At 75.2% G+C, this 24,912-nt stretch carries 17 protein-coding genes; 4 read left to right on the forward strand and 13 right to left on the reverse strand.

Going from position 1 to position 24,912, the window contains the following annotated elements:
- Positions 1-162 precede the first annotated feature (162 nt).
- The 9 genes from infB to FGG90_RS07060 all read right to left on the reverse strand — a co-directional run bounded on the left by infB (position 163) and on the right by FGG90_RS07060 (position 13,833).
- The gene (gene infB / locus FGG90_RS07020) at positions 163-2,994 is read right to left on the reverse strand and encodes a translation initiation factor IF-2 (RefSeq protein ID WP_094128754.1); all 2,832 of its coding nucleotides are present in this window, start codon (positions 2,992-2,994) and stop codon (positions 163-165) included.
- Positions 2,995-3,090: 96 nt separating this feature from the next.
- Positions 3,091-3,384, reverse strand: coding sequence for a YlxR family protein (locus FGG90_RS07025; RefSeq protein ID WP_094128751.1), 294 nt, complete (start codon positions 3,382-3,384; stop codon positions 3,091-3,093).
- 50 nt (positions 3,385-3,434) lie between these two features.
- A complete protein-coding gene (nusA, locus tag FGG90_RS07030; RefSeq protein WP_094128748.1) occupies positions 3,435-4,442 on the reverse strand; it encodes a transcription termination factor NusA in 1,008 nt (335 codons plus the stop codon).
- 84 nt (positions 4,443-4,526) lie between these two features.
- The gene (locus FGG90_RS07035; RefSeq protein ID WP_094131463.1) at positions 4,527-6,296 is read right to left on the reverse strand and encodes a proline--tRNA ligase; all 1,770 of its coding nucleotides are present in this window, start codon (positions 6,294-6,296) and stop codon (positions 4,527-4,529) included.
- A 70-nt stretch (positions 6,297-6,366) separates the two neighbouring features.
- Positions 6,367-7,380, reverse strand: coding sequence for an NAD-dependent epimerase/dehydratase family protein (locus FGG90_RS07040; RefSeq protein ID WP_094128745.1), 1,014 nt, complete (start codon positions 7,378-7,380; stop codon positions 6,367-6,369).
- Positions 7,377-10,043: an alpha/beta fold hydrolase gene (locus tag FGG90_RS07045; RefSeq protein ID WP_237583547.1), complete on the reverse strand. Its 2,667-nt coding sequence runs from the start codon at positions 10,041-10,043 to the stop codon at positions 7,377-7,379. The genes FGG90_RS07040 and FGG90_RS07045 overlap by 4 nt, the downstream gene beginning before the upstream one ends.
- Positions 10,044-10,050: 7 nt before the next feature.
- Positions 10,051-11,082: a 3-oxoacyl-ACP synthase III gene (locus tag FGG90_RS07050; RefSeq protein WP_094128741.1), complete on the reverse strand. Its 1,032-nt coding sequence runs from the start codon at positions 11,080-11,082 to the stop codon at positions 10,051-10,053.
- Between the two features lie 104 nt (positions 11,083-11,186).
- Positions 11,187-12,332, reverse strand: coding sequence for a flavodoxin-dependent (E)-4-hydroxy-3-methylbut-2-enyl-diphosphate synthase (gene ispG / locus FGG90_RS07055; protein WP_172403766.1), 1,146 nt, complete (start codon positions 12,330-12,332; stop codon positions 11,187-11,189).
- A gap of 70 nt (positions 12,333-12,402) precedes the next feature.
- A complete protein-coding gene (locus FGG90_RS07060; protein WP_210433053.1) occupies positions 12,403-13,833 on the reverse strand; it encodes a M50 family metallopeptidase in 1,431 nt (476 codons plus the stop codon).
- Between the two features lie 181 nt (positions 13,834-14,014).
- Between FGG90_RS07060 and FGG90_RS07065 the strand changes: the two genes are divergently transcribed.
- Both FGG90_RS07065 and FGG90_RS07070 read left to right on the forward strand, forming a co-directional pair.
- Positions 14,015-15,289, forward strand: coding sequence for a serine/threonine-protein kinase (locus FGG90_RS07065; protein ID WP_094128735.1), 1,275 nt, complete (start codon positions 14,015-14,017; stop codon positions 15,287-15,289).
- Entirely contained in the window at positions 15,286-15,924 is a 639-nt protein-coding gene (locus tag FGG90_RS07070) for a hypothetical protein (RefSeq protein WP_094128733.1), read from the forward strand. Before FGG90_RS07065 ends, FGG90_RS07070 begins: the two co-directional genes overlap by 4 nt.
- Positions 15,925-16,178: 254 nt before the next feature.
- On the opposite strand, the gene FGG90_RS07075 is transcribed toward FGG90_RS07070, so the two are convergent.
- The 3 genes from FGG90_RS07075 to FGG90_RS07085 all read right to left on the reverse strand — a co-directional run bounded on the left by FGG90_RS07075 (position 16,179) and on the right by FGG90_RS07085 (position 18,881).
- Positions 16,179-17,261: a 1-deoxy-D-xylulose-5-phosphate reductoisomerase gene (locus tag FGG90_RS07075; protein ID WP_094128730.1), complete on the reverse strand. Its 1,083-nt coding sequence runs from the start codon at positions 17,259-17,261 to the stop codon at positions 16,179-16,181.
- An 11-nt stretch (positions 17,262-17,272) separates the two neighbouring features.
- Positions 17,273-18,283, reverse strand: coding sequence for an FKBP-type peptidyl-prolyl cis-trans isomerase (locus FGG90_RS07080; protein ID WP_237583548.1), 1,011 nt, complete (start codon positions 18,281-18,283; stop codon positions 17,273-17,275).
- 121 nt (positions 18,284-18,404) lie between these two features.
- On the reverse strand, positions 18,405-18,881 hold the full coding sequence (locus tag FGG90_RS07085; protein WP_094128724.1) for an OsmC family protein: 477 nt from the start codon (positions 18,879-18,881) through the stop codon (positions 18,405-18,407).
- Between the two features lie 94 nt (positions 18,882-18,975).
- Here FGG90_RS07085 and gabT point away from each other — a divergent pair, with 94 nt between their 5' ends.
- Both gabT and FGG90_RS07095 read left to right on the forward strand, forming a co-directional pair.
- Entirely contained in the window at positions 18,976-20,397 is a 1,422-nt protein-coding gene (gene gabT / locus FGG90_RS07090) for a 4-aminobutyrate--2-oxoglutarate transaminase (RefSeq protein WP_094128721.1), read from the forward strand.
- Positions 20,397-21,407, forward strand: coding sequence for an asparaginase (locus FGG90_RS07095; RefSeq protein ID WP_094128718.1), 1,011 nt, complete (start codon positions 20,397-20,399; stop codon positions 21,405-21,407). The genes gabT and FGG90_RS07095 overlap by 1 nt, the downstream gene beginning before the upstream one ends.
- Here the strand turns inward: FGG90_RS07095 and FGG90_RS07100 are convergent.
- Entirely contained in the window at positions 21,397-24,891 is a 3,495-nt protein-coding gene (locus tag FGG90_RS07100; RefSeq protein ID WP_094128715.1) for an FtsK/SpoIIIE domain-containing protein, read from the reverse strand. The genes FGG90_RS07095 and FGG90_RS07100 overlap by 11 nt on opposite strands.
- Positions 24,892-24,912 lie beyond the last annotated feature (21 nt).

Below are 24,912 nucleotides of genomic sequence, written 5' to 3' on the forward strand. Positions count from 1 at the left end.
CCGTGACGGATGCGGCCGGGCGTGGCCCGGCGTCGTGCTGGCGCCCCGCGGGTGGCGGGTGCGTCCGGACGCGAGCGCCCGGCTGGTGCTGGCGCCCCGCGGGTGGCGGGACGGGGAGGGCCCCGCTCCCCGGGTGGGGAGCGGGGCCCGGATCGGCCGGGGTCAGACCCGCGGCTTCTCCTTCATCTCGATCGTCTCGATCTCGTCGCCGATCTGGATGTCGTTGAACTTGCCGAGGCCGATGCCGGCCTCGTAGTCCGTGCGGACCTCGGACACGTCGTCCTTGAACCGACGCAGCGACTCGATCGCCAGGCTGTCGCCCACCACCACGCCGTCGCGGATGACCCGCGCCTTGGCGTTCCTGGTGATGGTGCCCGAGCGGACGATGACACCCGCGATGTTGCCGAACTTCGAGGAGCGGAACACCTCGCGGATCTCGGCGACGCCGGACTGGACCTCCTCGTACTCGGGCTTGAGCATGCCCGTGAGGCTCGACTCGATCTCCTCGAGCGCCGAGTAGATGACGCTGTAGAAGCGGATGTCGACGCCCTCGCGCGCCGCGCGGGCGCGGGCCTTCGGGTCGGGGCGGACGTTGAACCCGATGATGATCGCGTTGTCGATCGTCGCCAGGTTGACGTCGCTTTCGGTGACCGCTCCGACGCCGCGGTGGATGATCCGCAGCTGCACGGAGTCGTCCACCTCGATCTTCATGAGCGACTCCTCCAGCGCCTCGACGGCACCGGACACGTCGCCCTTGATGATGAGGTTGAGCGACTCGACCTTGCCCTCCTCCAGCGCACGGGTGAAGTCCTCGAGGCTGATGCGCTTGCGGGCCTTGGCCAGCTGGGCGTTGCGCTCGACGGCCTCGCGCTTCTCGGCGATCTGACGGGCGGTGCGGTCCTCCTCGGTGACGAGGAAGGTGTCGCCCGCTCCGGGGACCGACGAGAGGCCCTGGACCTGGACGGGCCGCGAGGGGTAGGCCTCGTGGACCGCGTCGCCGTTCTCGTCCATCATCGCCCGGACGCGGCCGTAGGCCGTGCCCGCCACGATGGCGTCGCCCACGCGGAGCGTGCCCGACTGGATGAGGACGGTCGCGACCGCGCCGCGGCCCTTGTCGAGGCGGGCCTCGATGGCCACGCCGCGCGCGTCCTTGTTCGGGTTGCTGCGCAGGTCGAGGCCGGCGTCGGCGGTGAGCAGGACGGCCTCGAGGAGGTCCTCCACGCCCTTGCCGGTGAGCGCGGACACGTCGACGAACATGACGTCTCCGCCGTACTCCTCGGCGACCAGGCCGTACTCGGTGAGCTGCTGGCGCACCTTGGCGGGGTTGGCCCCCTCCTTGTCGACCTTGTTGACCGCGACCACGATCGGCACGTTCGCCGCCTGGGCGTGGTTCAGGGCCTCCACCGTCTGCGGCATGATGCCGTCGTCGGCCGCGACCACGAGGATCGCGATGTCGGTGACCTGGGCACCACGGGCGCGCATGGCGGTGAACGCCTCGTGGCCCGGGGTGTCGATGAAGGTGATGGCGCGCTCGTAGCCCTCGTGCGGCGCCCAGACCTGGTACGCGCCGATGTGCTGCGTGATGCCGCCCGCTTCGCCCTCGATGACGTTGGCGTTGCGGATGGCGTCGAGCAGGCGCGTCTTGCCGTGGTCGACGTGGCCCATGACGGTGACGACGGGCGGCCGGATCTCCAGCACGTCGTCGTCCTCGTCCTCGAGCTCCTGGTCGAGGTCGATGTCGAAGCCCTCGAGCAGCTCGCGGTCCTCGTCCTCCGGGGAGACGACCTGGATCTTGTAGCCGAGCTCCGTGCCGAGCACCTCGAAGGTGGCCTCGTCGAGCGACTCGGTCGCCGTGGCCATCTCACCGAGGTGGAACAGCACGGTCACCAGGTTGCCGGGGCTCGCGTCGATCTTGTCGGCGAAGTCCGAGATGGACGCGCCGCGACGCAGGCGGACGACCGTGTTGCCGTCGCCGCGGGGGACGCTGACGCCACCCAGCGACGGGGCCTCGCGCAGCTCGAACTCGGCCCTCTTCGTCCGCTTCGACTTGCGCGACTTGCTCTTGCCGCCGCCGCGCCCGAAGGCACCCGCCGTACCGCCGCCGGGGCCGCGACCGCGACCGCCGCCACCGGGACGACCGGCGAAGCCGCCGGCCGGGCGCTGGAAGCCGCCGGCGGCGGGGGCGCCGGGGCGTCCCGCTCCGCCGGGTGCGCCGCCGGGGCGACCGGCGCCCGCGGGGCGCTGGCCGAAGCCGGCAGGACGTGCGCCCTGGCCGACGCCGCCGGGACGCGGGGCGCCGGGGCGAGGGGATCCGGGACGGGGAGCGGCCGGACGGGGGCCTGCGGCTCCCGCGGCGGGGCGCTGGCCCATGCCCTGGTTGCTCGCGAACGGGTTGTTGCCCGGGCGGGGCTTGGTGCCCATGCCCTGGTTGCTCGCGAAGGGGTTGTTGCCGGGGCGCGGGGCCGCCGGACGCGGGATCCCGGGACGCGGGATGCCGTTGGAGGGCGCCGGGGTGCTGCCGGCGTCCGGGCGCGGGGCGCTCGGCGTCGACGCGGCGGGGGCCTCGGGGGTGGTGGACGCGGCCGACTTCTCGGCCTGCGCCTTCTCCTCCGCGGCGGCCTTGCGGGTCGCCTCGGCCTGGGCCTGGCGCTCGGCGACGGTCAGCGGCGCGGCCGGAGCCGGCACGTCGGACGCCTCGGGGGCCTCGGGCGCCGGAGCCGTGGGCTGCGGGCCGGGGGTGGGACGGCCGCCGGGCTTCGGGGCCGAGGAACGGGCGCCGGGGCGCGGCGCGGACGACGGCGTCGCGGCGGGTGCCGCGGCCTGTCCGGTGAGGCCGGCTGCCTCGAGCGCCGCCTTGAGCTTGCGGGCCACGGGGGGCTCGATGCTCGACGACGGTCCCTTGACGAACTCGCCCATCTCCTTGAGCTTGGCGAGTGCGGTCTTGCTGTCGACGCCGATCTCGGCGGCGATCTCGTGTACGCGTGGTTTTGCCACTGTTCTCCTGTCTGGGGGTCCTCTCCCAGGCAGGAGGGGACCGCTAGTGCTGGACGGATCTCATTTCGAGCCGCTCATTAGTTGTCCATGTGCCGTTCAGCCTGTTCTCTCGGATGCTCGCGCGCTCGGCTGGGCCGCGAGCCGCTCTCGTAGTCCCCCAAGAGCTGCGGGGTCGAGCGCCGCCTCGCTGCGCAGGGCCCGCCCGAAGGCGCGCCTCGCGATGGCTCGGTCGATGCACTCGATGGTCGGATGGATCCACGCGCCCCTGCCGGCCATCACCGCACGCTCGTCGACGACGAGGGAGCGGGTGGGGGGATCGGCGACGATCCGCTGGAGAGCGGACCTCGGGGCACGCCGACGACAGCCGACGCACGTTCTTACCGGCTTCATACTACCCCCTCCGTCCGGCGGCGGCGAGGCGGGGTCCCGGCGGGCGGCGCTCAGTCGTCGCCCTCGAGGATCGAGTCGGGCTGGATGTCGATCTTCGCGCCCGTGAGCTTCGCGGCGAGGCGGGCGTTCTGGCCCTCCTTGCCGATGGCGAGCGACAGCTGGTAGTCCGGCACGAGCGCGCGGACGGCCTTGGTCGCCTGGTCGATGACGAACGAGCTCGTGACCTTCGCGGGCGAGAGCGCGTTGCCGACGAAGACGGGGAGCGACTCGGAGTAGTCGACGATGTCGATCTTCTCGTCGTTGAGCTCGGCCGTGACGGCGCGCACGCGCTGGCCCAGCTCGCCGATGCAGGCGCCCTTGGCGTTGATGCCGGGCTCGGTCGCGCGCACCGCGATCTTGGTGCGGTGGCCGGCCTCGCGCGCGAGCGAGACGATCTCGACGAGGCCCTGCGCGATCTCGGGCACCTCGAGCGCGAAGAGCTTGCGGACGAGCGAGGGGTGCGTGCGCGAGACCGTGATCTGCGGCCCCTTCGCGCCGCGAGACACGCTCGTGACGTAGACGCGCAGGCGCGAGCCGTGCGCGTACTTCTCGCCGGGCACCTGCTCCTCGGGCGGCAGGATCGCCTCGATGGTGCCGAGGTCGACGTGGATCATGCGCGGGTTCGGCCCCTGCTGCACGATGCCCGCGACGATGTCGCCCTCGCGGCCCTTGAACTCGCCGAGGATGCGGTCGTCGCCGATGTCGCGCAGGCGCTGGTTGATGACCTGCTTCGCGGCGAAGGCGGCGATGCGGCCGAAGTCGCTCGGGCTGTCCTCCGACTCGCCGACGACGAGGCCGTCCTCGTCGAGCTCGGGGACGTGCACGGACACGTGGCCGGACTTGCGGTCGAGGTGCACGCGGGCCGGGGGCACGCCGTCGGCGACGGGCTTGGCGTCGGCCTGGTCGGTGTGCTTGAGGTAGGCGGTGAGGATGGCCTGCTCGATGATCGAGACGAGCTCCTCGAACGGGATCTCCCGCTCGCGCTCCATCATGCGCAAGACGCTCAGGTCGATGTCCATGGGCCACTCCTCTATTCGGTTGGAAGGATACGAGGCTACCCGACCGCCGGGGGTCGGGCAGCCCCCGCGGGGGTGCGCGCGGGATCAGCCGGCGGTGAGCGCGCCCACGACGTCCGCGAGCGCGACCGGGGTGCGCTCGTTCGTGCGGCGGTCCCAGAGCTCGGCCATGCCGTCGGCGGCGCCGCGGCCGACGATGACGATGGTCGGCACGCCGATGAGCTCGGCGTCGCCGAACTTCACGCCGGGCGAGACCTTGGGGCGGTCGTCGAAGAGCACGTCGAGGCCGGCGGCGTCGAGCGCGTCGACGAGCTCCTCGCTGGCCGTCCTGACGCCCTCGTCCTTGCCGGTCATCACGACGTGCACGTCGAACGGGCTGATGGACGCGGGCCACAGGAGGCCGCGGCCGTCCTGCGTGGCCTCGGCGACGAGCGCGAGGTTGCGCGTGATGCCGATGCCGTACGAGCCCATCGTGACCGTGACGAGCTTGCCGTTCTCGTCGAGGACCTTGAGGCCGAGCGCCTCCGCGTACTTGCGGCCGAGCTCGAAGACGTGGCCGATCTCGGTGCCGCGGGCGGTGCTGATGGGGCCGGATCCGTCGGGCGCGGGGTCGCCGTCGCGCACGTCGGCCGCCTCCACGGCGCCGTCGGGCGTGAAGTCGCGGCCGGCGACGAGCGAGAGCACGTGCTTCCCGGCGACGTTGGCGCCCGTGATCCACGCGGTGCCGTCGACGACCCGGGGGTCGACGAGGTAGCGCACCTTCGTGGCCGACGTGGATCCGAGGACGGGGCCCTCGGGCGACCACGGGCCGATGTAGCCCTTCACGAGGCCGGGCTGCTTCTGGAGGTCGGCCTCGGTGGCGGGCTCGACCTCGGCGGGGAAGAAGGCGACCTCGGCGCGCTTGAGGTCGACGTCCCGGTCGCCGGGGATCCCGACGACGACGAGCTCGCGCGTGCCGTCGAGGTGGGTGAGGGCGAGGACGATGTTCTTCAGCGTGTCGGCGGCGGTCCAGGGACGGCCGTCCTCGCGGGGCTCGCGGGCGTTCGCGAGGTCGACGAGCGTCGCGATCGTGGGGGTGTCGGGCGAGTCGAAGACGCGCGCGGCGGGCTGGCCGTCGATGGGGATCGACTCGGGCACGAGCGTCGTGTACGCCTCGACGTTGGCCGCGTAGCCGCCGGGCGAGCGCACGAAGGTGTCCTCGCCGATGGGCGTGGGGTGCAGGAACTCCTCGCTCTTGGACCCGCCCATGGCGCCCGCGTCGGCGGCGACGATGACGTGCTCGAGGCCGAGGCGCTGGAAGATCCGCTCGTAGGCGTCGCGCTGGGCCTGGTAGCTCACGGACAGGGCCTCGTCGGTGACGTCGAAGGAGTACGCGTCCTTCATCGTGAACTCGCGGCCGCGGAGGATGCCGGCGCGGGGGCGGGCCTCGTCGCGGTACTTGTCCTGGATCTGGTAGATCGACAGGGGCAGGTCCTTGTAGCTCGAGTAGAGGTCCTTCACGAGCAGCGCGAAGAACTCCTCGTGCGTGGGCGCGAGCACCATGGGCGCGCGCTTGCGGTCCTCGAGGCGGAACATCCCGGGGCCGTACTCGTCGTAGCGGCCGGTGGCCTGGTACGGCTCGGCGGGGAGCAGCGCGGGGAAGTGCACCTCCTGGGCGCCGATGCGCTCCATCTCCTCGCGGACGATGGCCTCGACCTTGTTCTTGACCCGGAGGCCGAGCGGCAGCCAGGCGAAGATGCCGGGGGCCTGGCGGCGGATGTAGCCGGCGCGCACGAGGAGGCGGTGGCTGGCCACCTCGGCGTCGACGGGGTCTTCCCGGAGGGTGCGGACGAAGAGCTTCGAGAGGCGTGTGGACACCGACACAGCCTAGCGATCCGGGCGCGTCGGTCCGGCCCGGTCGGCGGGCGCCGGCGGGCGTCGGCGTCGGTCAGCGGCCGGCGGATCCGCCCGTCGCGTAGGAGAGCCGCAGGCGCTCGAAGCCCTCGTCGAGGGAGACGGCCGGCGTCCAGGCGAGGGCCCGGCGGGTCTCGCGCTGGTCGAACCAGTGCGCGGTGGAGAGCTGCTCGGCGAGGAAGCGGGTCATGGGCGGCTCGTCGGATCCGGGGCGTACGGCCCAGACGCGCTCGACCGCTCCCCCGGCGGCGCGGGCCAGGGCGGCGGGCACGCGGAGCCGCGGCGCGGGCACCCCGGCGGCCCGGCACATGCCGGCGAGCAGCTCGGCGACCGGGCGGGGCTCGCCGTTCGTGACGACGTACGCGCGGCCGTGCGCCGAGTCAGCCGCGGCGAGCGCGGCGACGATCGCGTCGGCCGCGTTGTCGCGGTAGACGGTGTCGATGAGCGCGGCGCCGTGGCCGAGGAGCGGGAGGCGATCGCGGGCGGCGCGGTGGACGATGCGCGCGACGAGCTGCGTGTCGCCCGGGCCCCACACGAGGTGCGGGCGGACGGCGAGGACGCGCATCGCCGGGTCGTCCTCGGCCAGGGCGATGAGCTCGCCCTCGGCCTTGGTGCGGGCGTAGTCGCCGCGGGCGCGCACGGGATCCGCCGGTCCGGCGCCGTCGCCCGTGATGGAGAGGCCGGTGTGCGCGACCGACGGCGAGGAGACGTGCACGAACCGCACGACCCCGGCCGCGCGGGCCGCGGCGAGGAGGCCGCGCGTGCCCTCGACGTTGACGGCGCGGAAGTCGGCCGGGTCGCCCGCGAGCGAGACCTTGGCGGCGAGGTGGACGACGGCGTCGACGCCGTCGAGCACGCGGGCGACGGACTCCGGGTCGGTGACGCTGCCGCGGAGGTCGACGACGGACCCGGGCACCGGATCCACTCCGCTCGACGCGAGGCCGGACGGCTGGCGCTGGAAGGTGCGGACCGCGTGCCCCTGGGCGGCGAGCCGCTCGGCGACGGCGCGGCCGAGCATGCCGCTCGCGCCCGTGACGAGGACGGTCACGGGGCGCTCACCCGGCCGCCCGAGAGGATGCCGGCGGCCCAGCGGCCGAGGCGCGCGCGGTCGACCTTGGAGTTGTGGCGGACGTCGGTCGGCAGCACCGGGACGACGATCACCGCGGCGACGGGCACGTCGACCGCGGCGCGCACGGCGGCCGCGAGGCCGGGGTCCGCGAGGCCCACGCGGCGCGCGGCGGGCACGGTCTCGACCACCAGCACGAGCTGCTGGACACCGGCGGGCCCGACGCCCACGGCGGCCGCGCGTCCGACGCCCGCGGCGGACTCCGCGCGCTGCTCGGGGCCGACGGGCGTGAGCACGCCGTCGGCGGTCGTGATGACGTGCGGGAGCCGGCCCTCGATCCAGAGCGCGCCCATGGCGTCGAGGTGGCCGACGTCGCCCGTGCGGTGCCGGCGGATCCCCTCGGCCGAGTCGCGCCGCGCGGCGCGGTCGGTGACGTGCAGGCGGTCGTAGCGCTCGTGGACGTGCGGCGCCTGGGCCACGATCTCGCCCGTGACGCCGGGCTCGGACGTGAGCGCGCCGGTGGCGGCCCCGGCCCGGTCGAGCGGGCTGATGCGGATGTCCACCGGGTCGACGGGCGTGCCCACGCAGACGCCGGCGTCGCCGCGGCGGGCGGCCTCGCGGATCCCGTCGAGCGTGACGTCGGTGAGCAGCAGGCCCTCGGTCATCCCGTAGGGCGTGTGCACCTCGGCGGCCGGCACGAGCGCGGCGGCGCGCGTGAGCAGCGCCTCCGACAGCGGGGCGCCCGCGGAGAGCAGGGAGCGGACCCGGCCGAGCACGGCGCGGTCGTCGGCGGTGAGCGCGTCGGCGGTCGCGACGACGTTCGCGAGCGCGGCGGGCGACGCGAAGACGACGGTCGCGTCCGCGGCGCGGGCCGCGGCGGCCAGCGCGGACGCGGTGAGGTCGCGCGGGCGGGTGACGTCCATGTCGGGCGTGACGCTCGTGGCGCCGAGCGCCGGTCCGAGGAGCGCGAACGGCGCGAAGCCGGCGACGAGCCCGGTGCCCACGCCCACGTCGAAGCGGCCGCCGAGGGTGTCGCGCAGCGACGCGAGCTGGCGGTGCGTGTAGACGACGCCCTTGGCGGGGCCGGTGGATCCCGAGGTGAAGAGGATCGCGGCGTCGTCGTCGGCCGCGGGCTCCGGTGGCAGGACCTGCGCCCGGCCGTCGCGGGCGATCTCCGGGAGGCTCGCGGCGACGCCGAGCGCGCGGGCGACGGGCGGCGCGAGAGTCGTGACGGAGATCCGCTCCCCCGGCCAGCCGAGGGCGCGCGCCAGGGCGAGGCCCGCGGGGATGCCGACGACCATGTCCGGGCGGGAGCCGGCGACCGCGCGTCCGAGGCCCTTCACGCCGAGGCCGGCGTCGGCGACCACGACGATCGCGCCGATGCGGAGGCACGCGTAGAGGAGCGCCGTGAGGTCGGCGCCGGGCGGCACCAGCAGCGAGACGCGGTCGCCGGCGCGGAGCCCGCGCGCGTGCAGGCCGGCCGCGATCTCGCGCACGCGGCGGGAGAGCAGCCGCCAGGAGACGGTGCGCGGGCCGGTGCCGCCGCGGGGCGCCATCTCCACGAGCACGGGCTCGTCGCTGTCGCGCAGCTCCTCGAGGAGCGCGCCGAGCGGGCGGACGGGCGCGGGCGTCCGCAGGGCGTGCGCGGCGGAGGCGGTTCCCGGCACGACCCGGTCGGCCAGCCAGTCGAGCGCGGCGGAGGCGTAGTCGTGGTCCTCCGCGACCAGGTGCCCGGCGCCCTCGACGCGGTGCACGTCGGCGTGCGGCAGGCGCTCGAGGAGGTCGGAGAGGTACACGTCGCTGAAGATCGGGTCGCGCGGACCCCAGACGAACAGGGCCGGGAGGTCGAGGTCGCGCAGCCCCTCCGCGATGGCGGTGAGGGTCGCGTGGCTCGGGTGCGCGGGGCCGACGGGGATGTCGGCGACGAAGCCGCGGATCCCGGCGCGACGGTCGGCGCCCCGGTACGGCGCCGCGAAGGCCCGGCGCACGGCCGGGTCGAGCGGCGGGTGCGCGAGGGCGAGCGTGGTGGCGAGGAAGCCGGGCGTGCCGCGGGTCGCGGCGTCGTGGATCCCCGTGGCGAGCGCCAGGCGCAGCGGCCACGGGATGGGCACGCCCTCCTCCTGGTGCACGGCCGTGTTGAGCGCCATGACCCCGGCGAGCACGTCGCGGTTGCGGAGCGCCCAGCCGAGGCTGACGACGCCGCCCCAGTCGTGGCCGAGCGTGACCACGGGGCCGGTGGCGCCGGATCCGGAGAGCCCGAGCTCGTCGGTCAGCGCCTGCAGGTCGTCGAGCCGCGTCGGCAGCGTGCGGGCCTCGCCCGTGCGCTCGGAGAAGCCCATGTCGAGCTGGTCGACGGCGACCACGCGCCAGGCCGGTGCCGACGGATCCCGCTCGGCGCGGGCGAGCGACTCCGCCGCGATGCGCCGCCAGAGGTACGACCACGTCGGGTTGCCGTGCACGCAGAGGATCGTGCCGGCGACCGGCGCGCCCGTGGCCGCGAGCCGCTCCCCCGTGTCGAGGAGGTGCCAGCCGTGGCCGCCCGCCTCCACGACGCGCGACCACGCGGGGTCGAGGCCCGGCAGCGGCTGCCCGTCGTCGCCGGGCACCGGGACGGTCGCCGCGTCGCCGCGGACCTCGCGCGTCACGGCGCGGCTACCAGAGGATCTCGGTCATGGCCGTGTTGAGGCCGGAGCCCACGCCCATGCAGAGCACGCGGTCGCCGCGGCTGAGGCTGTCGGCCTGGTCGGCGAGCGTGATCGGGATGCTCGCGGGGCCGACGTTGCCGTACCGCGGGTAGGTGAGCGGCACGCGCGACTTGTCGAGCTTCGCGGCCTTGACGATGGCGTTCGTGTGCACGTCGGAGACCTGGTGGAGGATGTAGCGGTCCATGTCGGACCACTGCCAGTCGTCCCCGGCCGCCTCCTTCCACGCGTCGACGACGAGCTCCATGCCGCCGCGGAGGAGCTCCTTGGTGTCGGTGAACATGCCGTCCACGTCGCCGATGCAGAGCTCGTGGTGCTGGGTGGCGGCGCGCGTGACGCCGCCGAGGATCCGGTGCCCCTCGGGGTGGTCGCTCGTGCGCCCGAGGACGGCCGCCGCCGCGCCCGCGCCGAGCGTGAGGCTCGGGAACTCGCTGAGGAAGTCGGCGCGCGTGGTCTCGGGGCGGAGGAGCCGGGCGACCGTGTTGTGGCGGATCTCGCCGGCGTCCTCGCCGTCGACGATCATCGCGTACTCGATCTGGCCGGAGTCGATGAGGTGCCCGGCGAGCGTCATGGCGTTGACGAAGCCGAGGCACGCGTTGGCGATGTCGAAGTTGAGCGCCGACGACGGCAGGCCGAGGCCGTTGTGGATGCCGACCGCGACGCTCGGCTCGAGGTGCGCCCGCGTGACGGACGTGTTGATGAGCAGCCCGATCTGCGACGGCTCGACGCCCGCCTGCGCGAGCGCCTTCCGGCCGGCCTGCGTGGCGGCGGCGTCGAAGGACATGGAGGCGTCCCAGTTGCGGCGCTCGAGCACGCCGGCCACGCGCTGCAGCAGGCCCGTGGGGAGACGGAGCCGGGAGAGGACGGGCTTCAGGCGCTCGTCGATCTCGACCGAGGTGACCGTGTGCGGGGCGAGGACGCTGGCGAGCCCCAGCAGGGAGGTGTTCCGATGCCGGAAAGTGGCGTTACCGTTCAACAGCATCCTCAGTTCGTGGGCGGTCCGCCGGGCGGACGACTAGCAGAGCCTACGCGCAGGCGGCGCGCGCGGACGCACGGCCGCCGCGCGGGCGGGTGGGGAGGGTGGGACTAGACGAGGATCTCGGGGCTGCCGATGGATCCCGCGGGCATCTCCGCGGCGAGGCGGTTCGCCTCCTCGATGAGGGTCTGGACGATCTCGGCCTCGGGGACGGTCTTGATGACCTCGCCCTTGACGAAGATCTGCCCGCGGCCGTTGCCGGACGCGACGCCGAGCTCGGCCTCGCGGGCCTCGCCGGGTCCGTTCACGACGCAGCCCATGACCGCGACGCGCAGCGGCACGTTGACGTGCTTGAGGCCCTCGGTGACCTGCTCGGCGAGGGAGTACACGTCGACCTGCGCGCGGCCGCAGCTCGGGCAGGAGACGATCTCGAGCTTGCGCTCGCGGAGGTTGAGCGACTGCAGGATCTGCAAGCCCACCTTCACCTCCTCCGCCGGGGGCGCGGAGAGGGAGACGCGGATGGTGTCGCCGATGCCCTCGGACAGCAGGATGCCGAACGCGGTCGCGCTCTTGATCGTGCCCTGGAAGGCGGGGCCGGCCTCGGTGACGCCGAGGTGGAGGGGCCAGTCGCCGCGCTCGGCGAGCAGGCGGTAGGCCTTGACCATGATGACGGGGTCGTTGTGCTTGACCGAGATCTTGAAGTCGTGGAAGTCGTGCTCCTCGAAGAGGCTGGCCTCCCAGACGGCGGACTCGACGAGCGCCTCGGGCGTGGCCTTGCCGTACTTCTGCAGCAGGCTCGGGTGCAGGGATCCGGCGTTGACGCCGATGCGGATGGAGGTGCCCGCGGCCTTGGCGGCCTTCGCGATGGCGCCCACCTGGTCGTCGAACTTGCGGATGTTGCCGGGGTTCACGCGCACGGCGCCGACGCCGGCGTCGATGGCCGTGAAGACGTAGCGGGGCTGGAAGTGAATGTCCGCGATGATCGGGATCTGGCTCTTCTTCGCCAGGATGTGCAGCACGTCCGCGTCGTCCTGGTGCGGCACCGCGACGCGCACGATGTCGCAGCCGGTGGCCGTGAGCTCGGCGATCTGCTGGAGCGTGGCGTTGATGTTGGTCGTCTGCGTGGTCGTCATCGACTGGACGCTGACCTGGGCGTCGCCGCCCACCTTCACCTTGCCGACGCTGATCTGACGGGTCTTGCGACGGGGCGCGAGGACCTCAGGGACCTTCGGCATTCCGAGATTGACTGCTGGCACGGACAAGAGCCTACGTCCGATTCCTGCGTGCCTGGTGCGGCGGGGGCGCGGGCGGCCCGCCCTTCCCTGATCAGGTCAGGCGTACGGGGTTCACCAGGTCGGCGAAGATCAGCAGCGCGCTCATGGCGCCGAACAGGATCACGACCACGAACGTCAGCGGCATGAGCTTGGCGACGTCCACCGGCCCCGGGTCGCGGCGGCCGAACGCCTTCGCGAGGAAGCGGCGGACGCCCTCGACGATGGCGCCGAGCACGTGGCCGCCGTCGAGCGGCAGGAGCGGGAGCAGGTTGATCATGCCGAGCGCCACGTTGAGCGACGCGACCAGGCCGATCATGGCGGAGGCGCGCGACGCGACCGGGGTCTCGTCGAGGCTCGCGATCTCGCCGGCCACGCGGCCCACGCCCACGACGCTCATGGGGCCGTTGGGATCGCGCTCGCCGCCGCCGAAGGCCGCGCGGCCCACGTCGACGAGGCGCTGAGGGAGGTTCAGGATGAGGTTGCCCACCGCGGCCATGTTCTCGCCCGTGGTGGTGAAGGCGGCCGACAGCGGCTGCTGCTGCACGGCCTGCGTGGGCGTGAAGCCGATGAGGCCCACCTGCTGCGTGACCGGGCGGCCCTGCTCGTCGACCTCGGGGGCGCCGCGGGACCCGATGACGGCCTGCTCGGAGAGGACGGGCGTGATCGCGAGCGTCTGACGCGCGCCGCCGCGGTCGACGACCACGTCGAGCTCGCGGCCGGCGGACGCGCGCACGGTGCTCGTGACCTGGTCCCACGCGGTGACGGGCGTGCCGTCGATGCTGACGATCGTGTCGCCGGGCTGGAGGCCGGCGGCCGCGCCGGGAGCGGCGGGGGCGCCCGCGGGGCAGGTGGCGGGATCGGCCGAGGCGGCGGATCCGGCGGGGACGATGCACGCGTTGACCTGGCCGACCGTGGTGGTGGGCTGGGTGACGCCGAAGCCGCAGAGCACCACGGCGAACAGCACCACCGCGAGGAGGAAGTTCATGGCCGGGCCGCCGAGCATGATGACCATGCGCTTCGGCACCGGCAGCTTGTAGAAGGCGCGGTCCTCCTCGTCGCCGACGCTCTCGGCGCTCGCCTGGCGCGCGTCCTGCACGAGGCTGTCGAAGAAGCCGCGGCCGGCGCGGTCGTCGGCGGGCGGGGATCCGCCGTCGGCGCCGGGCTCCGCGCGGGCGTCGCGGCGGGGGTCGGAGCCGACGAGCTGCGCCAGCCCCGTGCTGCTCTCGCCGGCGCGCGAGCTCTGCGGCGGGAACATGCCGATCATGGAGATGTAGCCGCCCAGCGGGATGGCCTTCACGCCGTACTCGGTCTCTCCCTTGCGGCGGCTGAAGATCGTCGGCCCGAAGCCGATCATGTACTGCGTGACGCGGACGCCGAAGAGCTTGGCGGGCACCAGGTGCCCGACCTCGTGGAGGCCGATGGACACGGCGACGCCGACCACGATGATGAGCACCCCGAGGATGTAGAGGAAGACGCCGTCCATGGTGGGAGAGGCTACCTCCCGCACCCTGGGCGGACGCCCGCGGCGACGGGGATCCACGGGGCGGTGTCCGCTCCGCGCCCGCCGCTCCGTCCCCGGCTCTCCCACGCGGGTCGCGCGGCGCGGACGGCGGTCTCCCGGGAGCCCCCGGCTAGTCTGGGAGCCCGCGACGAGAGGTGGCCCCATGCCCGGAGAACGGACCGACGGCCTCGCCGGAGCCCTGCTCGGCGGCCGCTACCGCATCAGCGGCCTGCTCGGACGCGGCGGCATGGCCACCGTGCACCGCGCCGTCGACGAGACGCTCGGCCGCGAGGTGGCCGTCAAGGTCTTCGCCACCGACTCCGCCGACCCGAACGAGGTCGAGCGGCAGGAGGGCGAGGTGCGGATGCTCGCGGGCCTCAGCCACCCGGGGCTCGTCACGCTCTTCGACGTCGGCGACGACGTGGTCGGCGACCGCGCGCTCGCCTTCATCGTGATGGAGATCGTCGACGGCACCACGCTCGCCGACCGGATGAAGGAGGGGCCGCTCCCCGGGCCCGAGGTCGCGCGCATCGGCGGGATCCTCGCCGACGCCCTCGGCTACATCCACCGCCGCGGGGTCGTGCACCGCGACGTCAAGCCCGCCAACGTGCTCCTCGCCCGGCCCGAGGAGCCCGACGAGCCGGCGGCAGCGAAGCTCACCGACTTCGGGATCGCGCGGCTGGTGGACGGCACGCGCCTCACCTCCACCGGGTCCATCGTCGGCACCGTCAGCTACCTCAGCCCCGAGCAGGCGCTCGGCGAGGCCGTGGGCGCGCCGACGGACGTCTACGCGCTCGGCCTGGTGCTCCTCGAGTGCCTCACCGGACGCCGCACCTTCCCCGGCACGGCCGCCGAGTCGACCATGGCGCGCGTCGTGCGCGATCCCGAGATCCCCGCACGGCTCGGCGCGTCGTGGGTCGACCTCCTCGGCCGCATGACCCGGCGCGACCCCGCGACCCGGCCCACCGCGCGCGAGGTCGCCGCGGAGCTGCGGACCGGACGGGCGCCCACGGCGGCCGTGGGCGACCCGACCGCGACGTCGACGCGGGTGATGCCCGCGGCGGCCGCTGCTGCTGCGGGTGCTGGCGCGGCCGGCCTCGGCGCCGGAGCCGCGGGCGCGGGCGCCGACGCGCGCACGGAGCGGTTCGCGGCCGCCGCGGATCCGGACGCGCGCACCGAGCGCTTCGCTCCCCCGCCGGCCGACCGCGTCGATCCGACCGCGACCGGCCGCACCGCCGCGGACCGCGAGCCCGCGAAGCGCCGCGGCGCCCGCGCCCTCAGCATCGCGGTCGTCTCGGTCCTCGTCGCGGCCGCCGCCGTGGTCGGCGTGGTCACCGTGACGTCGTTCCAGGACCGCGACACCTCGTACCCGTCCGTCCCCGGACCCCTCGGCGCCAGCCTCGAGGAGCTGCAGAAGAGCGTGGAGGACGCCCCGTGATCCGCACATCCACCCCTGCCACCGGCACCGGCCGCCCGGCCGGACGCTCGCTGCGCGGACGCGCCGCGGTCGGCCTCGCCACCGCGACGGCCGCCGTCCTCCTGCTCGCGGGCTGCGCCGGATCCTCCACCCCCGAGGGCCGCGCGCTCGACGACCTGCAGCAGCGCACGCTCTCGGTCACGCAGTCGTCGGCCGACGGCGACTACGCGAAGGCGCTCGCCCAGCTCGAGGAGCTGCGCGCGGCCGTCGAGGCGGACCTCGCCGACGGCTCCATCGACCAGGCGCGGCACGACGAGGTCATCGCGCGGATCGACGCGGTGCGCGCCCAGCTCGAGGCCGCGCAGGAGGCCGCGAAGTCGACGCCGTCGCCGACGCCCTCCTCCAGCCCGTCGCCGTCGCCCTCCCCGTCCGCGACCCCCACGCGCACCCCGAGCCCGACGCCCACGCCGACCCCGACCCGCACGACCCCGCCCACGCCGTCGCCCAGCCCCTCGCCGGGCGGCGAGCAGGGCGGTGGGAACGGCGGCGGGAACGGCGGCGGTGCGGGGAACGGCGGATCCGGGAACGGCAACGGCGCGGGCAACGGCAATGGCAACGGCGGAGGGAACGGGAGCGGCGGCTCGAACGACGGCTGAGCGCGAGCCGGTCGTCGGGAAGCGGGCGTCGTCCCTCGGCTGACCGGAGTCGCACGCCGACCGGACGGCGTCGTCCATCGGCTGATCGGAGTCGACCGCCGGCTGGACGGCGTCAGCCGTCGGTTGACCGGAGTCGCCCGCCGGCCGGACGGCGTCCTTCGCGTCAGCCTCGCCTCAGCGGGCGCTCGACCTGTTGACGGCGGATGCGGCGCTCTCGTGGGCCGCCGTCGGCCGCGGCCGGGACGTGCGCCCGGTCAGACCCCCAGGACGCGGTCGGCCTCGGCGCGCGCCCAGCGCTCGGCCTCGGCGAGGGACTCGCGGGTGAGCGCGCCCGACGCCGGCTCGTGCGCGTCCACGACGCGGCGGATGGTGTCCACGATCTCGAGGAAGCCCGCGCGACCGGCGTGGAAGGCGTGCACGGCCTGCTCGTTCGCGGCGTTGTAGACCGCGGGGTACGTGGATCCGGCCCGGCCGACCTCCTTCGCGAGGAGCACGGCGGGGAATGCCTCGTCGTCGAGGGGCTCGAAGGTCCAGGTGGCGGCGCGGGTCCAGTCGATGGGCACGCCCACGTCCGTCATGCGGTGCGGCCAGTTCAGGCCCAGCGCGATGGGGAGGCGCATGTCCGGCGGCGACGCCTGCGCGAGCGTGGAGCCGTCGATGAACTCGACCATGGAGTGCACGAGCGACTGCGGGTGCACGACCACGTCGATGCGGTCGTAGGGCACGTCGAAGAGGAGGTGCGCCTCGATGACCTCGAGGCCCTTGTTGACGAGCGTCGACGAGTTGGTGGTGATGACGAGGCCCATGTCCCACGTGGGGTGCGCGAGGGCCTGGCGCGGCGTGACGTCCGCGAGCTCGGCGCGCGTGCGCCCGCGGAACGGGCCGCCCGACGCGGTGACGACGAGGCGCCGCACCTCCTCGGCCGTGCCGCCGCGGAGCGCCTGCGCGATGGCGGAGTGCTCGCTGTCGACGGGGACGAGCTGGCCCGGCTTCGCGATCGACCGCACCAGCTCACCCCCGACGATGAGCGACTCCTTGTTGGCGAGGGCGAGCGTGCGGCCCTCCTCGAGCGCGGCGAGCGTGGGGCCGAGACCGACGGATCCGGTGATGCCGTTCAGCACCACGTCGGCGTCGACCGTGCGGATGAGCTGCTCGGCCTCGTCCGCCCCGAGGGCCGTGTGCTCGACGCCCGCGACGCGGGCCTGCTCCGCGAGCGCCTCGCGCTTGCTGCCGGCGCCGAGCCCGACCACCTCGAAGAGCTCCGGGTGGCGCGCGACGACCTCGAGGGCCTGCACGCCGATGGAGCCCGTGGATCCGAGGATGATGACGCGGCGCACGGCGGTGACCCCTACTGGCCCGCGGGGGCGGGCTGCGTGCCGAGGATGTCGACGACGAACACGATGGTGTCGGTGCCGCCGATGTCGTCGCCCTGGCCCTTGTCGCCGTAGCCGTCCGCCGGCGGGATGATCGCGATGACCTGCGAGCCGACCTTCTGGCCGACGAGGGCCTTGGTGAAGCCGGGGATGACGCCGCTCGTCTGGAACGAGACGGGCTTGCCGCCCTTGTCCCAGCTGGAGTCGAAGACCTTCTTGGTGTTCCAGTTGATGCCCGTGTACTGCACGGTGACGTTGGCCCCGTCGGTGACCGTCTCGCCGTCGCCGACCTTGAGGTCCGCGACCTTCGTCTCCGTGGGCGGGTCGGCGTCCGGGATCGTGATGGTGGGGGCGCCGTCGTCGCCCAGCGAGACCGTGGGGAAGCCCTCGGGCGCCGGCTGGTCGGCGCCGTCGGCGCGCGTCGGCACCTGGCTCAGCACGTCGACGACGATGACGATGGGGTCGTCGGCGCCGAGGCCCAGCTGCGAGGCCTGCTCGGCGGCGAAGCCGTCGGCGGCGGGGACGACCGCGACGATGCGCGATCCGACCGTCGTGCACTCGACCGCGCGGACCACGCCGGGGACGAGGGCGCTGTCGTCGAGGTTCGCGGGCAGCGGCGAGTCGCCGTTGTAGGCGAGCTGCGGCAGCGCGGCGCCCGTCGTGCCGTTGTAGCCGGCGAGCGCGATGTTCGCTGTGGTCCCGGCGCCGACCTCGGCGCCGTCGCCCTGCGTGATGACGGTGCGCTCGGTCGTGTCGACCTTGAGCGGGCCGTCGACCGTGACCTCGGGCGCGGACCCGAAGTCGCCCGACACCTTCACCGACTTCGACGCGTCGCCCGACTGGGTGTCGATGCAGGATGCGCCGGCGGTGCGCGCGCCCGCCGTGGGGCTGGCGGACGGGTCGGCCGTCGGCGTGCCGCTGCCGGAGCAGGCGGACAGGGCCAGGACGGCGGCCGCGGCCAGGGTGAGGGGGATGCGTCGCTTCACGGGAGTCGCTTTCATCGGCGCGCCGGACGCACCAGGTATGTGGGAGGGACGCCGACAGTCTGCCCGATGCGGCCGCACGGCGCCTGACAGGGACGACAGGCGACCACCGGGATCCGGCCGCTCAGGCGGCCGCGACCACCGTGCGCGGCTCGTGGTGCACGGGGAACGCGACGCTCGAGGCGATGAAGCAGCGCTCGGAGGCGCCCTGGTGCAGGGAGGTCGCGAGGTCGACCTGCGCGGCGTCGCGCACGGTGACGACGGGATGCAGCGTGACCTCGACGAAGTGCCCGCCCCCGTCCGCGGTCTGCCGCATGGTGCCGGTGGCCTCGTCGGCGTAGCCCACCACGACGACCCCGGCCGCGGCCGCGGCGTGCAGGTAGCTGAGCAGGTGGCACTGCGCGAGCGCGGAGAGGAGCGCGTCCTCGGGGTTCCACCGGTCGGCGTCGCCGCGGAACGGGCGGTCGGCGGATCCCAGGAGGTCGGGCTTGCCGGCGATGCGGACCACGTGGTCCCGGCCGTAGGAGCGGTGGTCGGAGGTGCCGGATCCGCGGTCGCCCGTCCACTCGAGGGACAGGGCGTAGCGGTGCTCGAAGTGCATGGGACCACGCTAGCGGCCGGGCCGCGGGGCCTCCCGGATCCGGGCTGCGGGCCCTCTCGGATCCGGGCCCCCGCGCGGGTAGGCTCGCCGGATCATGACAGACACCCTGGACTCCGCCCTCGTCGGCACTCCTGCCGGCTCCGCCTCCGACTCCCCCGCCGCGCCCGCGACCGCGGCCGCCGCCCGCCCGCAGGTGCCGCAGGAGCGACGCATCGTGACGGAGATCCCGGGGCCGCTCTCCCGCGAGCTGAACGAGCGCCGGAAGCGCGTCGTGCCGCCCGGCGTCTCGTCGCTGCTGCCGGTGTACGTCGCGCGCGCGCACGGCGCGATCGTGGAGGACGTGGACGGCAACCGGTTCATCGACCTGGGCGCCGGCATCGGCGTGACCACGGTGGGCCACACGCGCCAGGAGGTCGTGGACGCCGCCACCGCGCAGCTCGGCGACGTGATCCACACCCTCTTCACCGTGACGCCGTACGAGGAGTACGTGCGCGTGGCGGAGCTGCTCGCGGAGCACACGCCCGGCACGCACGAGAAGCGCACGGTGCTCGTGAACTCGGGCGCGGAGGCCGTGGAGAACGGCGTGAAGATCGCGCGCAAGCACACGGGCCGCCGCGCGGTCGCGGTGCTCGACCACGGCTATCACGGCCGCACCAACCTCACGATGGCCATGAACTACAAGGCCTCGCCCTACGGCACGGGCTTCGGGCCCTTCGCCGGCGACGTCTACCACGCGCCGAGCTCGTACCCCTATCACGACGGCCTCTCCGGCGCCGAGGCCGCGGCCCGCACGATCTCGTACCTCGAGAAGCGCATCGGCGCGACCGACCTCGCGTGCGTCGTGGCCGAGCCCATCCAGGGCGAGGGCGGCTTCATGGTGCCCGCCGACGGCTTCCTCCCCGCGCTGCAGGAGTGGTGCACGGCGAACGGCGTGGTCTTCATCGCCGACGAGATCCAGTCGGGCCTCGCGCGCACCGGCCGGTTCTTCGCGAGCGAGCACCTCGGCCTCGTGCCGGACCTCGTGCTCACGGCCAAGGGCATCGCGGGCGGCCTGCCGCTCGCGGGCGTGACCGGCCGCGCCGAGATCATGGACTCCGCCCTCCCCGGCGGGCTCGGCGGCACGTTCGGCGGCAACCCCGTCGCGGCCGCGGCGGCCGTCGCGGTCTTCGAGGCGATCGAGGCGCACGACCTGCTCGCGGAGGCGACGCGCATCGGCGAGCACCTGCACCGCGCGCTCACGGAGCTGCAGGCGGAGCACGACATCATCGGCGACGTGCGCGGCATCGGGGCGATGATCGCCATCGAGCTCGTGCAGCCGGGCACCGGATCCACCACGAAGGAGCCGAACGCCGACGCGGTCGCGGCCATCGCCGCGCACTGCCACGCGCACGGCGTGATCATCCTCACGGCCGGCACGTACGGGAACGTTCTGCGCTTCCTCCCCAGCCTCGCGATCTCCGAGGAGCTGCTCGACGACGCGCTCGGCGTGCTCGCCGACGCGTTCCGGGCGCTCTGATGTCGGCGACCGTCGAGACGATCCCCGTCCAGGGCGCCGTGGAGCTCGCGGTGCTCGACCGCAGCGGCTTCGTGGAGTCGCGCCACGTCGGCGCGGCCGTCGTGCTGTCGGGCGAGGGCGAGGTGCTGCGCGAGGTCGGGGACGTCTCCACGCCCGTCTTCCCGCGCTCGAGCATGAAGCCGTTCCAGGCGCTCGCGGTGCTCGCGAGCGGCGCGGAGCTGACCGAGGAGGAGCACGTGCTCGCCACGGCGAGCCACGCGGCGACCGCGCGGCACGTGGAGGTGGTGCGCGGGATCCTCGCGAAGGCCGGGCTCGACGAGTCCGCCCTCCGCTGCCCCGCGGACTGGCCGCTCGACCGTGCCGCGCGCGACGAGCTCGTGCGCGCGGGGATCCCCGCGTCGCCGGTCTACATGAACTGCTCCGGCAAGCACGCCGCGATGCTGCTCGCCTGCGTGACCAACGGCTGGTCGACCGAGGACTACCTGCACCCGGACCACCCCCTGCAGGTGCGGATCCGCGACGTGGTCGAGCGCTTCACGGGCGAGCGCATAGCGACGACGGGCGTGGACGGCTGCGGTGCGCCCGTGCACGCGATGTCGCTCACGGCGCTCGCGCGCGGGATCCACCGCATCGCGACCTCCGCGCCGGGCTCGCCGTTCGCGCTGTACCGGCACGCGGCCGCGCTCACCGCGGCCGTGCGCGCCCAGGGCTGGGCCATCGACGGGCCGGGTCGCGCGAACACCGTCGTCATCGAGCAGCTGGGGCTGTTCGCGAAGGGCGGGGCCGAGGGGATCATGATCATGACCGCCCCCGACGGCACGACCGTCGCCTCGAAGACCCTCGACGGCAGCCTGCGGGCGTCCACCATCGTGGCGCTCGAGCTGCTCGCCGAGGCCGGCGCGATCACGCGGGACGACGTGGAGCGCGTGCGCCCCGACCTCGACCTCGTGGTGCTCGGCGGCGGCGTGCCCGTCGGCGCGATCCGGGTCTCGCCGACGCTCATCGGCTGACCGCGGCATCGGCGGGGGCCGACGCGGGCGGTGCCGGCGGCTCGGGCCGCGCCGCTGACCCGGGCGGCTCGGGCGCCGGGGCGCGGCGCCAGGACCGGCGCTCGACCGCGCCGTCCGGCGTCACCAACCAGACCCGACCGGGGACAGGCGCGAGCGGCGGCGGCACCTGGCGGACGCGCAGGAGCGTGCGGACGTCGCGGGCCGCGCAGCCCTCGAGCACCACGCTGCCGGCCCGCCGGATGTCCGCCAGCAGGGCACCGCGGACGAGCCAAGCGTCGGGATCGCCGACGACGACGCGCGGGGCGTCCGCGGGCGCCCGGATCCCGGGCGCCGTGTCCCGCTGATCCGCCGACCACCCGAGCGGCAGGTCGAGGAGCTCGACGGCGTCCACGCCCTCCGCCCGGAGCCGCGCGGTCGCCTCGGCCGGGGCGGAGGCGACGAGCGCGTGCACGGGGCCGACCTCGAGCACCAGGGGCGGAGCGGGATCCGCGGACGCGGACGCGGACGCCGTGGGCACGTCCGCATCGTCGCCGGAGGACGGGCCGTCGCCGGAGGACGGGCCGGCGGGCGGCAGCGCCACCTGGATCCGCATCCCGCGCCACTCCCCCGCGCCGGGCGCCGCGGACGGATCGAAGAGGGACGACTCCCCGCCGGCGAGCACGTGCTCCTGGCGCGTCGGCAGCGCGAGGACCACGGGCGGACCCGCTGCGGCGCCGACGGCCTGCAACGCGCCGCCGGGCCGCCTCCCCGAGGCGGCGAGCGCGACACCCGCGTGCGGGCCCTCGCGGACCAGGGCCGCGACCAGGTCGAGGAGGGCCGCCTGGTGGTCGGGTCCGAGGCGGGAGACGGCGACGTCGAGGTCGTCGGCGAGCACGACCAGCGGCGCCGGCCGCGGGCCCGGCCGGCGGATGCGCGCGACGACGTCCGCGAACGCGTCCCAGCACCCCTCGGGATCGCTCGGGATGCGTCGCACGCGGACACCTCCGGCCCCGGCCGACGCCGCGAGCGCGCCCAGGCAGGAGCTGCGTCCGGACCCCGGCCCGCCGAGGACGAGCAGGTGCCCGTCGGTCGCGGGCCGCCACGTCGCGACCGCGCGGCGCTGCTCGGCGGGCAGGTCGACGAGCGCGAACGGCAGGGCCACGGCACGGCCGTCGTCCGTGGACGGGGATGCGGACGGCGATGCCGACGGGGACGTGGAAGGCGATGCGGACGGGGATGCGGACGGCGATGCGGACGGCGCCGACCCGAGCGGCGGGAGGCCCGCGAGCGCGGCGAGCGGGACGGCCGCGGGGAGCGGGTCCAGCCACGGACGGCGGACGGGCCGCCGCGGCATGCGCTCGGCGGCGATGCGCGCGAGGTCGTCGGCCGTGGTGACGGCGACCTGGAAGGGGCGCGCGGGTCCGCCGTGGGCGCCCAGGAGGCAGCGGCCGACCGGGACGGCGGGAAGGTGCGCCGCGTCGGGCACGCCGAGGAGCGCGCGGCTGTCGGCCTCGTTGTTGACGCGGAGCGACAGGCGGAGGTCGCAGTTGGCGAGGACGGCGTCGCGGACGACGCCGGCCGGGCGCTGCGTGCACAGGACGAGGTGCATGCCGAGCGACCGGCCGCGGGCCGCGATGTCGGAGACCACCTCGTGCAGGCCGTCCTGGTCGGCGAGGAGCGCGGCCAGCTCGTCGACGACGATGACGAGCCGGGGCAGGACGCCGGCGGCGCGCGGGTCGTCGACGTCCCGGGCCCCGGCCTGGCGCAGGGTGCGCTCGCGGTGGCGGATCTCCGCCCGCAGGCTCTCGAGGGCGCGGCGCGCGCCGTGGCCGTCGAGGTCGGTGACCAGCCCCACGGCGTGCGGGAGGACGAGGAGCGGGTCGAAGGCGGCGCCGCCCTTGAAGTCGACGAGGAGGACCGTGACGTCCTCGGGCGGATGCGCGGCCGCGAGCGCGGCCATCCACGTGACGAGGAGCTCGCTCTTGCCGCTGCCCGTCGTGCCCGCGACGACGGCGTGCGGGCCGTCCGCCACGAGGTCGACGACGACGGGGCCGTCGTGCCCGACGCCGACGGCGGCCGCGAGTCCGGATCGAGGACGGGACGACGCGAGGAACCCGGCGGCGGGGCCCGCGAGGGTGAGGTCCGTGGCGGGGAGGTCCGTGGCGGTGAGGTCGGAGGCGGGGAGGTCCGCGACGGTGAGGTCCGTGGCGGGGAGGCCGGAGGCGGCGGCACCCACGGCGGTCGCGACCTCCGCGAACGGGACGCGCGCGGGCAGGGGTGCCCGGGCCGAGTCGAGGCCGCGCCGGCGGGCGAGGGCGGCGAGCTCGTCGGCGAAGCGCGACGCCTCCGAGAGGGAGACGAGCTCGGGCCGGACGAGGCCGGCACGGACGACGGCGGCGGATGCGGCAGACGGCTCGTCCCCGTCCGGGGCGGGCACCCCGGCACCGGCTTGTGCCGCGACCGCCGCATCGGGCGCCGGCGCGGGCGGTCCGGCGGGATGCCCTGTGCCGAACTCGGCCGCCGCGTCCACCGCGAGGAGGAGCGCCGTGCCGGGGCCGCGCAGGTCGAGCACCGTGCGGCACGCGGCGGGCAGCGACTCCACCCGCGACGCGGCCGCCAGGACGACGGGGCGGCCGCGGAGTGTCAGGTGCATGGCGACGGCATCCTCGTCCGGACCCCGACGGGCGGGCGCGAGGACGGGGGCGGGGACGCCGGGAGCGTCGCGGGAGGAGTGCGGCAGGCGGTCGAGCCACGCCCACTCCGCGCCCGGCGGCCGCCCGTCGATGCGGAGGTCGTCCGGCGGCAGGGCGTGCACCAGCTGCACGATCGCGCCACGGAGCACGGGGGCGACGAGGGCGGCGGGGCCGCGGAGGCCGAGCCCGCCCGCGGAGGAGGCGAGGACGGGCGCGTCGGGGATCCAGCGGACGTGCTCCGCCCAACGCACCGGATCCGCGGGAGCCGACCGCCCGACCGGGCGCGGGCCGGACCCGCGGAGACGGGCCACCAGGCGCGCGGGAGCGAGCCCGCGGGCGCCCGGGAGCGGCTCGGCGGGGAGCGCGGCATGCGCCTCGCCCCGCCAGACGAGGCCGCTCGGGACCGCTCCGGATCCGACGACGAGCGGCGGCGCGGGCCCGTCGGGACCCGGCTGGGCCCGCCACAGCAGGGCGGGGTTCGCCCGCCCGTCGAGGATGTCGCGGGCGGACGGCGCCCGGGCGAGGAGCGACCGGCGCGCGGCGCAGAGGCGCGCCGCCACCTCCTCCCGCAGCCGCAGGAGGGCGACGGCGCGCTCGCGGGCGGCCCGGCGCCGCGTGCGCCGCCCGGAGATGCGCTGGTCGGCCACGCCCGCGACCGCGACGACGGGGCCGAGGGCGGCGAACAGCAGGGCATAGGGCGACCGGGTGACGGCCCACACCGCGACGCTGACGACGAGGGGAGCCGCCACGCCGAGCACCGGGAACGGGGGCGGCGGGGCGGGCGGCGGCGAGGGCGGCGGGGCGATGTCCACGCGGACAGGGCACCACGGCGG

This window comes from Clavibacter michiganensis subsp. tessellarius, assembly GCF_021922985.1.
Taxonomy (GTDB): domain Bacteria; phylum Actinomycetota; class Actinomycetes; order Actinomycetales; family Microbacteriaceae; genus Clavibacter; species Clavibacter tessellarius.

What these genes read in the sequence shown, in the direction of transcription:
- FGG90_RS07025 (WP_094128751.1), bottom strand. Translation starts at nt 3,384, where the DNA reads ATGAAGCCGGTAAGAACGTGCGTCGGCTGTCGTCGGCGTGCCCCGAGG.
- FGG90_RS07065 (WP_094128735.1), top strand. Translation starts at nt 14,015, where the DNA reads ATGCCCGGAGAACGGACCGACGGCCTCGCCGGAGCCCTGCTCGGCGGC.
- nusA (WP_094128748.1), bottom strand. Translation starts at nt 4,442, where the DNA reads ATGGACATCGACCTGAGCGTCTTGCGCATGATGGAGCGCGAGCGGGAG.
- FGG90_RS07060 (WP_210433053.1), bottom strand. Translation starts at nt 13,833, where the DNA reads ATGGACGGCGTCTTCCTCTACATCCTCGGGGTGCTCATCATCGTGGTC.
- FGG90_RS07050 (WP_094128741.1), bottom strand. Translation starts at nt 11,082, where the DNA reads ATGCTGTTGAACGGTAACGCCACTTTCCGGCATCGGAACACCTCCCTG.
- FGG90_RS07095 (WP_094128718.1), top strand. Translation starts at nt 20,397, where the DNA reads ATGTCGGCGACCGTCGAGACGATCCCCGTCCAGGGCGCCGTGGAGCTC.
- FGG90_RS07085 (WP_094128724.1), bottom strand. Translation starts at nt 18,881, where the DNA reads ATGCACTTCGAGCACCGCTACGCCCTGTCCCTCGAGTGGACGGGCGAC.
- gabT (WP_094128721.1), top strand. Translation starts at nt 18,976, where the DNA reads ATGACAGACACCCTGGACTCCGCCCTCGTCGGCACTCCTGCCGGCTCC.